Source organism: Halobacillus sp. ABD4_316 (assembly GCF_056161385.1).
Genome location: NZ_JBSWZA010000009.1, coordinates 12,939 through 26,636 on the forward strand (window position 1 = coordinate 12,939; position 13,698 = coordinate 26,636).

Here is a 13,698-nt window from a genome sequence, read left to right on the forward strand (position 1 = left end):
AGGTTTATAAACGGACGTGCAGGGAGGATATACCATTGAAAATTAAAGAGGTCATTGTCGTTGAAGGAAGAGACGACACGGCCAAAATTAAACGGGCCGTGGATGCAGATACCATTGAAACGAACGGCTCGGCTATTGATGAAGAGGTGCTGACACGTATCAAGCACGCGCAGGAGAAGCGGGGTACCATTATTTTTACGGACCCCGATTATCCGGGAGAGCGGATCCGTCATATCATTGCGCAGAAGATTCCGGACTGCAAGCACGCCTTCCTTCCGAAGCATCAGGCCAGAGCGAGGCAGGATAAAGGGATCGGAATAGAGCATGCTTCCATTACGGACATTCAAACAGCTTTAAGCGCTGTCTATGAGCTGATGGATGAGAAGGCAGGGGAAATTTCAAAGCAGGATCTGATCGACCTTGGTTTGATCGGAGGCCCGCATTCTGCTGACTTAAGAGAAAAGATAGGCATGGACTTAAACATAGGCAAAACCAATGGAAAGCAGCTGCTCCGCCGGTTGAATATGTTTCATATCACCCGCCGGCAGCTTGCTGAAAGTATAGATAGAATCAATCAGGAGGAAAGCTATGAACAGTAAAGCGGTTGCGACACCATCACGTACAAAGGAAATACTCGGGAAGTATGGATTTTCGTTTAAGAAAAGCCTCGGCCAGAACTTTCTTATCGACGTAAATATCCTGAAGAATATTATTGAAGAGGCTGGTATTCATGAAGAGGCAGGAGCCATTGAAATCGGTCCGGGAATCGGAGCGCTTACAGAACAATTGGCCCGTCATGCCGATCGTGTCGTAGCCTTTGAAATTGATCAGCGTCTGCTTCCGATCTTGGAAGATACACTGAGTCCATATGATAATGTGCATGTCATCAATCAGGATATTCTTCAAGCCGATGTAGAACAGGTCATTCAGGAACAGTTCAAGGAAGGACAGCCGGTCAGGGTTGTCGCCAATCTTCCTTATTACATTACGACGCCTATTCTGATGAAGCTGTTGATGAGTCATCTGCCGATTGACAGCATAACCGTCATGATCCAAAAGGAAGTGGCCGACCGTATGGCCGCCGAACCGAACACGAAGAGTTATGGATCGTTGTCGATTGCTGTCCAGTACTATACAACAGCGGCCGTAGCCCTGACTGTTCCTAAGACCGTCTTTATGCCGCAGCCGAACGTGGATTCTTCTGTCCTGCACCTGGAGATGCGTGATCAGCCTCCGGTCCAGGTGGAAGATGAAGACTTTTTCTTTGATGTGGTCAAAGCCACTTTCGGGCAGCGCAGGAAAACGTTGATGAATAACCTGGCCCGTCATTTCAAGGGCCGCATGGATAAGAGTGAACTGCGGACCCGCCTGGATGAAGCCGGCATTGATCCTTCCCGCCGCGGAGAATCCTTGTCGATGGAAGAGTTTGCAGCTCTTGCGAATGAGTTGTATAAGTAAGACACAAAGCCCATCTTTTCACATACACTAATGTAGTGCTTAGAGTAAGGTGGGGAAGAAATGATATCAAATGGAGACCTCGTTACGAGGAAGTCTTATCAGCACGATGTAATTTTCCGTGTGAAAGAGAAATCCTCTTCCGTCGTCCAGTTGATGGGTGAACATATCCGTCTCGAGGCGGACGCCCCGCTGGATGATGTGGAAGAAGTCACAGGCGCGGAGTACCACCGTAGAAAAAGCCGTGTAGAGGAACAGGAAGCCTTTTCCTACCGCTTATTCAGACAGGATTACCGGCTGTTAAGGGAACAGCGGGAAGCGGATGCAGGAAGTGGATACGGAACCGATGAAGAAACGAGCTATTTTCAAATCCCGCCGCGTATCCTCCATATTGATGGGGACCCGTTGTTTTTAAAAAAATGCATTGCCTTATATGAACAGCTTGGCCTGCAGGTACACGGACAGTATCTCCATGAGAAGGAAATGCCTCACCAAGTCCTGCCTTTAATAGAAAAAGTTCATCCGGAAATCGTCGTATTAACGGGACATGACTCGTATTCGAAAGCGAAAGGTCCGGTCAGGGAACTGGAATCGTACCGCCATTCCAAGTATTTTGTCGAAGCGGTGAGGAACATCAGGCGCAGCTACCCTAATTTCGATCAGCTGGTCGTATTTGCTGGAGCCTGTCAGTCGCACTTTGAATCGATCATCCGTGCCGGGGCCAATTTTGCGAGCTCACCATCCCGGGTGAACATCCACGCCATTGACCCTGTGTATGTAGCAGCCAGAGTGGCATATACGTCGTTCAAGGATCATATTAATATATGGGAGGTTATCCGCAACACCATCAGTGGTCAGGATGGGCTTGGCGGAATAGAGACGAAGGGACTTCTTCGGATCGGCATCCCCTATACGAAAAACCAGGAAGAATTATAGCCGTTGTTTCCAACAAACAACGGCTATTCACTTTTGGGATGGCCCGACGTGTCGTCATCCTTTGTTTCGAATCATCCGGCACTGGATTCCTGCTGATTCAATCCCGCAGAAATGCCGCAAAAAACTACATACTTTTCCTACTTATGGATAACCTAACCAAGAGTAATTATTTATATCATTCTGTTGCAATGTTTTCGATCAGTTGGTATAATTGATAACTTTATTTGACTTTGTCCATAGTCTGTGGTATTCTTATAAACAGTGAGGTGGAGTGCAGTGGCTAAAACGTTAGGTGAAATTAAGCAGTCCCTAGAAGGACAGATTGGTAAACGACTAACTTTGAAAGCAAACGGCGGGCGCCGCAAGACGATTGAGCGTTCCGGTGTTTTAGCAGAAACTTATCCTGCGGTTTTCATTGTCGAGCTTGACCAGGAAGAAAATGCATTTGAACGTGTATCATACAGCTATGCAGATGTACTTACAGAGACAGTCGAACTGACCTTTGATGACCTTAAGACTTTGGCCCTTGAGCAGTGAACCTTCCGTTTGCTGCTTTTTTATTTTGCCTTCATGACGGAAAGCCATTCGTCAGCCTTCCGCAGGCGGCTTTATTGTAGAAGTTCCTGCCAGTATTGTATAGAACTACCGGTTTTCCGGTGAGTGGTTTGGCACATACTAACGTTGTCGTAGCTGAGTGAAAGCGAAAGGAGCTGAGAACGATGGGACGTAAGCGCAGCATGATGTCCGATTCGTTTAAAGAAGAGATCGCGAAGGAACTTGGGTTTTACGACAAGGTACAGAAAGATGGCTGGGGCGGCATCTCTGGGCGCGATGCCGGCAACATGGTCAAACGGGCGATACAAATGGCAGAAGAACAAATGGTGAAAAACCAAAACTGAACGTTCCCCTTGATGCCGGGCATCAAGGGGTTTTACAGGTTTGTCTGTTTTACAGGTCCTTCTTCCTCTTCCAGGTGCGAAATATGGTACAATGCTTTCAGATAATCCAGAAGAAGAGGTGCTTATATGCAGATTTTAGAAAAAGCTCCTGCCAAGATAAATTTGTCCTTAGATGTTTTACATAAACGACCGGACGGCTTCCATGAAGTTGAAATGGTGATGACGACCGTTGATTTAGCGGATCGTATCCAGCTGACGCTTCTACGTGAACCTGTCGTAAGAGTGGAATCTGAAAGCCGCTTTGTTCCGAATGATGAACGAAACCTTGCCTACCGGGCGGCAAAGCTGATCCAGGATCGTTTCCGTGTAAAAAAAGGTGTGCATATTCATATTGAAAAAAACATTCCCGTTGCGGCTGGTCTTGCCGGGGGAAGCAGTGACGCAGCGGCTGTCCTGCGCGGAGTGAACCGGATGTGGGGACTCGGCCTGTCTATGGATGAACTGGCCGTCCTTGGTGCTGAAATCGGTTCGGACGTGTCGTTCTGTGTTTACGGAGGAACAGCACTTGCGACCGGTCGTGGTGAAAAAATTCAATCACTGCCGGCTCCGCCGCCATGCTGGGTCGTCCTTTCGAAGCCGACTATCGGCGTATCGACCCAGACGGTTTATCAGAACCTGGATCTTAAAGGGGCGCTTCATCCTGATACCACGGCGATGGTTGAGTCACTGAAGGTTGGAGATTACGACGGGATCTGCTCTCATGTCGGCAATACACTGGAAGGTGTCACTCTCGGTCTTCATCAGGAAGTCGGCCAGATCAAGGAGCAGATGAAGCAGGCAGGAGCGGACGCTGTGCTCATGAGCGGAAGCGGACCGACCGTGTTCTGTCTTGTCGATCAGGATGCCCGTGCCCAGCGGATTTACAACAGCCTGAAAGGGTTCTGTACGGAGGTTTATATGGTAAGGATGCTTGGTTACCGGGAAACCACTTGATAAATTCCGTACATATTTGTTATATTTAACTAAAATATTCGGATTTTGAGGTGTCCTTACTATGAAAAGAAGTGAAAGGCTCGTTGCGATGACGCATTTTATCCTGGACCAGCCGAGAACGTTGATTTCCCTCCCCTATTTCTCAGAAAAGTACGGAGCGGCCAAGTCTTCCATCAGTGAAGACCTTGGCATCATTAATAAAATGTTCCAGCATGAGGGGATCGGGTATTTGGAAACGATATCCGGTGCCGCCGGAGGAGTGAAGTACATTCCTGTATTCTCTGAAGATTACAGCCGCACGTTCGTGAATCAGCTCTGTGATCGTCTGGAGGATCCGGAACGTCTGCTTCCCGGAGGGTATTTGTTTATGAGTGATATACTCGGGGACCCGGAGACGACGAGGAATATCGGCCGGATGTTCGCCTCCGCCTTCCGTGATAAAGGCGTTGACGTCGTCATGACGGTGGCAACCAAAGGGATTCCTTTAGCCTATGCCGTCGCTTCGTATTTGAACGTCCCAGTCGTCATTGCCCGCCGTGATCCTAAAATATCAGAAGGTTCCACCGTGAGCATCAACTATGTATCAGGCTCCACCCGTAAAATCCAGACCATGGTGCTGACGAAGCGTTCTCTCCAGGAAGGATCCAGAGTCTGCATCATCGATGACTTTATGAAAGCGGGCGGAACCATCAACGGCATGCGGAACCTGTTAAAAGAATTCAACGCAGAACTTGCCGGCATCGGCGTCCTCGCAGAAGCGGAAGATGAAGAGGAGGACCGGGTGGTGGAAGAATATTTATCCCTCGTCCAGATCGTCAATGCGGACGACCGCCGTTCAACCATCGAAGTCCGTCCGGGCAATCTGCTTGAAAATATCTAACCTTTTCCAAAGCTCTCATTCTTTCGTATGAGGGCTTTTTTCATGGCCGGAAAACCGTCGGGTAGTCTGGAGTTCATCGAATATAAAAATTTTTTAGAAAACAGGCAGGAATTTTTCCCGTTTTGTGGAATTTGTGTTACATAAGTTCTTTTGGATAAAAAAGGTGGTGAAATTAATGGAAGTAACTGACGTAAGACTGCGACGCGTGAATACCGATGGAAGAATGCGAGCAATTGCTTCTATTACCTTGGACCAGGAATTTGTTGTCCATGACATACGGGTGATTGATGGCAACAACGGATTGTTTGTGGCGATGCCGAGCAAACGGACTCCGGATGGAGAGTTCCGTGATATTGCACACCCGATCAATTCAGGTACACGTGGAAAGATCCAGGACGCTGTACTTGAAGCCTATCACCAGGCTGGTGAAGAGGAAGGAGCAGAGGTGGAATTCGAAGAAGCCGGGGCCTCCTGATACTTAGGAAACAACAAGAGTCTAACCGATGTGGTTAGGCTCTTTTTTCTGTTCTGGTAAAACCTTCATGCATTGTCCTATATTGTTGAAAATACCCTTGGATTAAGATATGATTCAAAGTGGATAATTAGGATGGAGGTTCTTTCATGACGAATCGATATGCCGTCGTACTGGCAGCTGGACAAGGGACACGTATGAAATCGAAACTGTACAAGGTTCTGCACCCTGTATGTGGGAAACCGATGGTTCAGCATGTCGTCGACCAGTTGAATACATTAGATCTAAGTGAATTGATTACAGTAGTAGGATTTGGAGCGGAAAAAGTTCAGGAACAGCTTGGTTCGGACAGTCATTATGTCGTCCAGAAAGAACAGCTGGGCACAGGCCACGCCGTTCAACAGGCCGATGACATCCTTGCTGATAAAGAAGGAACGACTGTTGTCGTCTGTGGTGATACGCCTCTATTGACAGCTGAAACCCTTCAGAAACTTCTCGATCATCACGAAGCGCAGAACGCAAAAGCCACCATTTTAACGGCTCACGCGGATGACCCTCATGGATATGGACGGGTCATCCGTGGCGGAAACGGCCAGGTGGAACGTATTGTTGAGCAGAAGGATGCATCAGAAGATGAACAGGCGATTCAGGAAATCAATACAGGAACGTACTGCTTTGATAATGCTCTGCTTTTTGACGCACTGAAAAATGTTTCCAATGACAACGTCCAGGGAGAGTATTACCTTCCGGATGTGGTTGAAATTCTTAAAGACCGCGGAGAAACAATCAGTGCCTATCAGACACCGGAATTCTCTGAATCACTCGGAGTCAACGACCGTGTAGCTCTGGCAAAAGCAGAAAAATTAATGAAAGCACGCATTAACGAGAAACATATGAGAAATGGTGTCAGCTTGATCGATCCGGATCAAACGTATATCGGTCCGGATGTCACCATCGGACAGGATGTCACGATTTATCCGGGGACCGTCATTGAAGGAACGACAACGATTGAAAATGATGCTGTCGTCGGTCCTCATACGACAATCAGCAGCTGTCATGTCGGAGCGGAAACGACGATCAAGCAGAGTGCGGCTTCGGACAGCCGGATTGGAAACCGTGTGCAGATCGGGCCGTTCGCCCATATCCGCCCGCAGTCTGATCTCGGCAATGATGTAAAAGTAGGTAATTTTGTTGAAGTGAAAAAAGCCTCCTTCGGAGATGGAAGCAAAGCCTCCCACCTCAGCTACATCGGAGATGCAGAAGTGGGAAGCGGTGTGAACATCGGCTGCGGTACAATTACTGTCAACTACGATGGTCAGAACAAGCATTTGACGACAATCGAAGATGATGCCTTCATCGGATGCAACTCCAATCTGATTGCACCGGTGACGGTCGGCCGTGGATCCTACGTGGCGGCCGGATCCACCATCAATCAGGACGTCCCGTCAGAGGCACTGTCTATTGCCCGTTCAAGACAGACGAACAAAGAAGGCTATGCTAATAAAATGAAATCGATCAAAAAAGATTAACGGAGGGTAACATCCATGCCAACTGGATATAAAGATTCAAAACTGAAAGTATTCTCGCTTAACTCGAACCCGGGCCTTGCGAAGGAAATAGCGGACAACATTGGAGTGGAACTTGGGAAATGTACAGTTACAAGCTTCAGTGACGGAGAGATTCAAATCAATATCGAAGAAAGTATCCGCGGCTGCGATGTCTATATCGTCCAATCGACCTGCGAGCCTGTCAACCAGCACATCATGGAACTGTTGATTATGATCGATGCTCTGAAGCGTGCATCTGCCCGTACTATCAATGTCGTTATGCCTTACTACGGTTATGCCCGTCAGGATCGTAAGGCCCGTGCCCGTGAACCGATTACGGCCAAATTGATTGCCGATCTGCTTGAAACAGCCGGAGCTTCCCGTGTCCTGATGCTGGATCTGCACGCACCGCAGATCCAAGGGTTCTTCAACCTGCCGATCGATCACCTTGTCGGAGTCCCTATTCTTTCTGATTACTTTGAAGAGAAGAATTTTGATGATGTCGTCATCGTATCCCCGGACCACGGTGGTGTAACCCGTGCCCGTAAAATGGCCGACCGTCTGAAGGCTCCGATTGCGATTATCGATAAACGCCGTCCAAGACCGAACGTCGCGGAAGTGATGAACATTGTCGGAAACATCGAAGGAAAGACGGCCATTCTGATCGATGACATCATCGATACAGCGGGGACCATTACCCTCGCTGCCAATGCGCTCGTGGAAAACGGAGCGACAGAGGTTTACGCGTGCTGTACGCACCCTGTCCTATCCGGACCTGCGATTGACCGGATTGAGAACTCTAAAATTAAAGAATTGGTCGTGACCAATACCATCCCGCTCGGCGAAGAAAAAGCGAGCGATAAGATTACGGAACTTTCCGTAGCCGGCTTGATCAGTGAAGCGATCATCCGTGTTCATGAACGCCAGTCCATCAGCATACTATTCGATTAATTTACGAAAATACGTTTAGCTCTTTGTTTTAATGGGAAACTTTTATTAATGATTGGTAAATTAATGGAGGTTGATTATTTTGGCTATTACGTTGAAAGCGAAACAAAGACAAAATCTCAAACAATCCGTCACGCGTGAACTGCGCCAGGAGGGAAGTATCCCAAGTGTTGTTTACGGAAATGACAAAGAACCGATCACGGTTGCTGTTAACAGCATAGAGTTACTTAAAACTGTTCGTGATGAAGGGAAGAACGCAATCATTTCCCTGAATATCGAAGGTAAAGATACAGTTGATGTGATGCTGCATGACTATCAGGTGGATCCTTTGAAAGATGAATTGATCCATGCCGACTTTTATGTCGTGAACATGTCCCAGGAGATGGATGTGGAAGTACCGGTTCGTCTGGAAGGAGAAGCCGCCGGCAGCAAAGAGGGCGGTGTCGTTCAGCAGCCGCTTTATGACCTTGCCGTTCGTGCAAAACCTGCGGATATTCCGGAAGAAATCGTCGTGGATATCTCTGAATTGAACATCGGTGACAGCGTGATGGTAAGTGATCTGAAATCTTCCCGTAATTATGAAATTACAGAAGATGACAATACGACCATTGTTTCCGTAACACCACCGGAAGAAATGCCGGAGGAAGAACCGGAACCATTGGATGTTGATGCAGATCCAGAAGCGTCCGAAGAGAAATTCGAGGACGAAAAAGCTGGAACGGATGAAGCGAAACAGTAAAACAGGATCCCATGGATCAAGGGGCGCGGCCATAGAGGCCCGCCCCTTTTCTGTGTTTAGGAACGATGGAAAAGGGGATGGTAGGAATACATCGGCCTTTCCAGCGTGTTTTGACATTATTTTTGATTCAGCTTTGCTATAATAGATGGTAATAGAGAAAAAGGGAGTTCATTATGAAATGTATTGTTGGTCTCGGCAACCCGGGAAAGAAGTATGACCGGACCCGTCACAATGCCGGGTTTATGGTGCTTGATGAATGGGCGGAACGCAACAACTGGTCATTCAGTCAAAAGAAATTCAATGGCTTATATACAATGGAGCGTATGGATGGCGAAAAAGTGGTGCTTCTGAAGCCACAGACTTATATGAATTTGTCAGGAGAGTCGCTGAGACCGCTGATGGATTATTATAATCTGGATGTGGAGGATATCCTTGTCGTCTACGATGACCTTGATCTTCCCCCTGGCAAAATCCGCCTGCGCAAAAAAGGCGGCCACGGAGGTCACAACGGCATCCGCAGTATCATCGACCATCTCGGAACGAAGGAGTTCAAACGGCTTCGTGTCGGCGTAGGACGTCCGGAAGGCTCCAAAACCGTCATCGATCATGTTCTCGGAACGTTCACAAAAGAAGAGGTCCCTCACGTTGAAGACAGTATCGATTACGCTGTGAAGGCGTGCGAGGCATGGGTCGGTCAGACCTTTGACGAAGTGATGAATACGTACAATATGAAATGACACCTGTTTACTTCTGAGTTCGTATAACGGACCACAAGGACGGTAACACTATCTACCATCACCCCTTCAAGGAGGATGGACATGAAAATACGATACTTCTGCCGTCATTGTGAGAATCAGGTTGGAGAATTAGATGCAGCACACGTGGATGTTTCTCAACTAGGGTTTGATCTGTTGAATGATCAGGATCAGGAACAGATGGTTCATATGACCGCTGATGGCGGTATGAATATACGGACGATCTGTGACTCGTGTAAAGAATCATTGGACGAACATCCACATTACCATGAACTGGACCATTTTATTCAGTAAATCCCGACCCCCAGCTTCTGCTGGGGGAAAAGGTGGTGGAGGAATTCGTTATGCAAGGGATAAAGGATTATTTACATCCAAAGGAAGATGTACAGTCCGTGATTGAAGGCTTTCAATCCGGAATGAAAGAACAAATGGTGGCCGGTCTTTCCGGAGCCTCCAGGAGCCTGATGATTTCTCTTCTTCAGCAATCCCTGGATCGTCCGGTTATTCTTGTCACCCATCAACTGATACAAGCACAGCAGCTGTATGACGACATGCAGGAGCTTGCAGATCCTGATCAGGTTCATCTGTATCCAGTCAATGAACTGATTGCATCGGAAATCGCTGTGGCGAGTCCTGAACTCCGCAGTCAGAGGATCGAAGCGCTCAGCCAGTGGCTGAATCAGGAAAAAGGTGTATTGATCGCACCTGTAGCTGCTTTGAAACGTATGATGCCGCCGCAATCCTATTGGGAGCGTAACCTGCTCCCTTTTCGTGTTGGGGAAGAAATCAACCTGGAGGATTACCTGGAACGGTTTATCAGCATGGGGTATGAGCGTACGGAAATGGTGGCGACCCCGGGGGAGTTCTCGCTTCGTGGGGGAATTCTGGATGTGTATCCGTTAACGGCAGAGTTTCCGTACCGGATCGAATTGTTTGATACAGAGGTGGATTCTATTCGTACCTTTGATTCAGAAACCCAGCGCTCCCATCAAAAGGTGGAGGCTGTCACCATCGGCCCGGCAACAGAACTGCTGTTAACGTCCGAGGACTTTACAAGAGCCCACCATCGTCTGGAAAACGCGCTGGCTCATTCATTGAAGAAGCTGACGAAGACCGAATCCAAGGAGACGCTGAGCCGGGTCATTGATCATGATCTGGAGCGTCTGAAACACCACGAACGATTCCAGGAAATGTATAAATACATTGAAATGTTCTATGAGGAGCCTGTCAGTCTACTAGACTACTTGTCTAAGGACGGACTTATCGTTTTAGATGAGATGAGCCGGATCCAGGAAACCGCCCACCGTCTTGATCAGGAAGAGGGTGAATGGCTGCAGAGCATGCTCGAGGCGAATCAGTCGGTCCGCGATCTTCACTTATCCTTTGACTGGCAGGATACGTGGAATAAAATGGAGCACCCCCGTCTTTATTTATCTGTTTTTATGCGTCATATTGCCAATACCCAGCCTCAGAACATCGTCAATATTTCCAGTCGGCAGATGCAGCAGTTCCACGGCCAGATGAATTTATTGAAAAATGAGATGGACCGCTGGGAGAAGCAGGATTACTCTGTCGTGATTCTCGCACCGGATGAGAACCGTCAGGAGAAGATCCAGGGAGTCCTGGCGGATTATGACATTGAAGCTGTTCCTGCTAAAGGGGAACCGGAACTCCCACTTGTGAAACCGACGATTGTCATCGGCAACATCAGCAGCGGTTTTGAATGGCCGATGCACAAGGTGGCCGTCCTGACAGAAAAGGAATTGTTCAAAAAGCGGACGGCCAAGCCGAAACGCAGACAGAAAATGTCCAACGCCGAACGGATCAAAAACTATCAGGAGCTTAAAGTCGGCGATTATATTGTGCACGCCAGTCACGGGATCGGGAAGTACCTCGGAATTGAAACGCTGAAAATGGGAGGAAGTCATAAGGACTTCCTGATGGTGAATTATTCGGGGAATGACAAACTGTATGTCCCGATCGATCAGATCGATATGATCCAGAAATATGTCGGTTCTGAAGGCAAGGAACCGAAAGTGTATAAACTGGGCGGCAGTGAATGGAAAAAAGTCAAAAGCCGTGTGCAGTCCTCTGTTGAAGATATTGCTGATGACTTGATCGAACTGTATGCCGAGCGTGAAGCATCCAAAGGGCATGCCTTTCAGGAAGACGGCGAAATGCAGCGTGAATTTGAAGCAGCTTTCCCGTATGAGGAAACCGAGGATCAGCTCCGCTGTATCGAAGAGATCAAGGCAGACATGGAACAGATCCGTCCGATGGACCGGCTGCTCTGCGGGGACGTCGGCTACGGGAAAACCGAAGTGGCGATCCGCGCCGCCTTCAAAGCGATTGCAGAAGGCAAACAGGTGGCTCTGCTCGTTCCGACGACGATTCTTGCGCAGCAGCATTATGAGACGCTTCAGGAGCGCTTTCAGGGCTTCGGAGTCAATGTAGGCCTTATGAGCCGCTTCCGTACGAAAAAGCAGCAGAAGGAGACGACAGACCGGTTGAGAAAAGGACTGGTTGACGTCGTCGTCGGTACCCACCGGGTTCTTTCCAAGGACGTCGAGTTCAAGGACCTTGGTCTCTTAATTGTGGATGAAGAGCAGCGTTTCGGAGTGAAGCATAAAGAGAAAATCAAACAGTTGAAGAACAATGTCGACGTTTTGACCCTTACAGCGACGCCGATCCCACGAACCCTGCACATGTCGATGCTCGGCGTTCGTGATTTGTCCGTAATTGAAACGCCGCCGGCCAACCGATTCCCGATCCAGACGTACGTACTGGAATACAACCCGATCTTCCTGAGGGAAGCAGTGGAACGGGAGATGGCAAGGGACGGTCAGGTGTTCTTCCTGTTCAACCGGGTGGAGAATATTGAACGGATGGCGCAGGAGATTGCTGAACTTGTCCCGGAAGCACGGGTGAGCTTTGCTCATGGGCAGATGAATGAAACTGAGCTTGAGAACGTTATGTTCTCCTTCCTCGGCGGAGAGTCCGACGTGCTTGTCAGTACGACAATCATTGAAACAGGGGTGGACATTCCAAACGTGAACACCTTGATTGTCTATGATGCGGACCGGATGGGTCTCAGCCAGCTGTATCAGCTGCGTGGACGTGTCGGACGTTCCAACCGTGTAGCCTACGCGTACTTTACGTATCAGAAGGACAAAGTGCTCACAGAAGTAGCGGAGAAAAGGCTCCAGGCGATCAAGGAATTCACCGAGCTTGGATCCGGGTTCAAGATTGCCATGCGTGACTTGTCCATCCGTGGAGCCGGTAACCTGCTCGGCTCCCAGCAGCACGGGTATATCGATTCGGTCGGGTTTGATATGTATTCCCAAATGCTGAAAGATGCGATCGAGGCGAAGCGTCAAGGCAAAAAGCCGGAAGAAGTCCAGCCTTTCCAGCCGGAGCTTGACTTGAGCGTGGATGCCTATATTCCGGATGATTACATCGCTGATGAAAAACAGAAAATCGACATGTACAAATTGTTCCAGGCGGTGGAGTCTGTCGAGGATATTCAGGATCTCAGGGATGAACTGATCGACAGGTTCGGGGACTACCCGGGAGAAGTGGAAAATCTCTTCCGCGTCTCCAGCATCAAGCTGCAGGCGAAGCGGGCCAGGATTGAATCCGTCGCAGAGAAGAAGAAGAAAATCGAAATGGTGATGGAAGCGGAACAGAGCCGTGACATCGATGGTTCCAAATTGTTCGACTTTGCCAACTCTTATGGAAGGATGGTTCAGCTCGGCACCGAGGACAGCCAGCTGAAGGTGACCTTCACGTGGGACCGCAAACAGGAATTCGACCGCTACAGGCTTGTGGAAGAATTCATCGGCCGTCTCCCGGAGATGATGAGAGAAACGACAACAGCCTGATAATAATCACCCTGTGGCTGCAGGGTGATCCGGCCTGGAGAGAAACCCCGTGTTTTTCTCCAGGCTTTTTTCATGCCTCCAGATGTATCGATCATTCCTTATCCGCGGACGAGCGTCCATGTTTGAAGCTGACTCCTGCCAAGTTGAAAAACAGAGGGGTTCTATCCTGCTTGAGGATAGGTTTACATTATTT

At 48.6% G+C, this 13,698-nt stretch carries 14 protein-coding genes; all 14 read left to right on the forward strand.

The annotated features are described in order from the left end of the window. Nucleotides 1–35 precede the first annotated feature (35 nt). The 14 genes from rnmV (at nt 36) to mfd (ending at nt 13,505) form a co-directional block, all read left to right on the forward strand. Nucleotides 36–599: a ribonuclease M5 gene (gene rnmV, locus ACXAJH_RS19375; RefSeq protein ID WP_474994944.1), complete on the forward strand. Its 564-nt coding sequence runs from the start codon at nt 36–38 to the stop codon at nt 597–599. After that, a complete protein-coding gene (gene rsmA / locus ACXAJH_RS19380) occupies nt 589–1,458 on the forward strand; it encodes a 16S rRNA (adenine(1518)-N(6)/adenine(1519)-N(6))-dimethyltransferase RsmA (protein ID WP_474970197.1) in 870 nt (289 codons plus the stop codon). The genes rnmV and rsmA overlap by 11 nt, the downstream gene beginning before the upstream one ends. A gap of 60 nt (nt 1,459–1,518) precedes the next feature. Further along, the gene (gene yabG / locus ACXAJH_RS19385) at nt 1,519–2,391 is read left to right on the forward strand and encodes a sporulation peptidase YabG (RefSeq protein ID WP_027953489.1); all 873 of its coding nucleotides are present in this window, start codon (nt 1,519–1,521) and stop codon (nt 2,389–2,391) included. Nucleotides 2,392–2,667: 276 nt separating this feature from the next. Continuing rightward, nucleotides 2,668–2,928 carry a biofilm formation stimulator Veg gene (gene veg / locus ACXAJH_RS19390; protein ID WP_027953488.1) on the forward strand — a complete coding sequence of 87 codons (261 nt, stop codon included), beginning with the start codon at nt 2,668–2,670 and terminating at the stop codon, nt 2,926–2,928. 182 nt (nt 2,929–3,110) lie between these two features. Further along, nucleotides 3,111–3,290 carry a small, acid-soluble spore protein, alpha/beta type gene (locus ACXAJH_RS19395; RefSeq protein WP_474970198.1) on the forward strand — a complete coding sequence of 60 codons (180 nt, stop codon included), beginning with the start codon at nt 3,111–3,113 and terminating at the stop codon, nt 3,288–3,290. Nucleotides 3,291–3,416: 126 nt separating this feature from the next. Next, nucleotides 3,417–4,283: a 4-(cytidine 5'-diphospho)-2-C-methyl-D-erythritol kinase gene (ispE, locus tag ACXAJH_RS19400; protein ID WP_474970199.1), complete on the forward strand. Its 867-nt coding sequence runs from the start codon at nt 3,417–3,419 to the stop codon at nt 4,281–4,283. Nucleotides 4,284–4,344: 61 nt separating this feature from the next. Then, the gene (gene purR, locus ACXAJH_RS19405; protein ID WP_027953485.1) at nt 4,345–5,163 is read left to right on the forward strand and encodes a pur operon repressor; all 819 of its coding nucleotides are present in this window, start codon (nt 4,345–4,347) and stop codon (nt 5,161–5,163) included. Between the two features lie 175 nt (nt 5,164–5,338). Then, the gene (spoVG, locus tag ACXAJH_RS19410) at nt 5,339–5,638 is read left to right on the forward strand and encodes a septation regulator SpoVG (protein ID WP_027953484.1); all 300 of its coding nucleotides are present in this window, start codon (nt 5,339–5,341) and stop codon (nt 5,636–5,638) included. A gap of 146 nt (nt 5,639–5,784) precedes the next feature. Next, nucleotides 5,785–7,164 carry a bifunctional UDP-N-acetylglucosamine diphosphorylase/glucosamine-1-phosphate N-acetyltransferase GlmU gene (gene glmU / locus ACXAJH_RS19415; RefSeq protein WP_474970617.1) on the forward strand — a complete coding sequence of 460 codons (1,380 nt, stop codon included), beginning with the start codon at nt 5,785–5,787 and terminating at the stop codon, nt 7,162–7,164. Between the two features lie 15 nt (nt 7,165–7,179). After that, on the forward strand, nt 7,180–8,133 hold the full coding sequence (locus ACXAJH_RS19420; RefSeq protein WP_206936280.1) for a ribose-phosphate diphosphokinase: 954 nt from the start codon (nt 7,180–7,182) through the stop codon (nt 8,131–8,133). Between the two features lie 79 nt (nt 8,134–8,212). Then, nucleotides 8,213–8,869, forward strand: coding sequence for a 50S ribosomal protein L25/general stress protein Ctc (locus ACXAJH_RS19425; protein WP_474970202.1), 657 nt, complete (start codon nt 8,213–8,215; stop codon nt 8,867–8,869). Between the two features lie 173 nt (nt 8,870–9,042). Then, nucleotides 9,043–9,606: an aminoacyl-tRNA hydrolase gene (pth, locus tag ACXAJH_RS19430; protein ID WP_474970203.1), complete on the forward strand. Its 564-nt coding sequence runs from the start codon at nt 9,043–9,045 to the stop codon at nt 9,604–9,606. Between the two features lie 81 nt (nt 9,607–9,687). Beyond that, on the forward strand, nt 9,688–9,918 hold the full coding sequence (locus ACXAJH_RS19435; protein WP_027953479.1) for an anti-sigma-F factor Fin family protein: 231 nt from the start codon (nt 9,688–9,690) through the stop codon (nt 9,916–9,918). A 50-nt stretch (nt 9,919–9,968) separates the two neighbouring features. Further along, nucleotides 9,969–13,505, forward strand: coding sequence for a transcription-repair coupling factor (gene mfd, locus ACXAJH_RS19440; protein ID WP_474970204.1), 3,537 nt, complete (start codon nt 9,969–9,971; stop codon nt 13,503–13,505). Nucleotides 13,506–13,698: the final 193 nt, after the last annotated feature.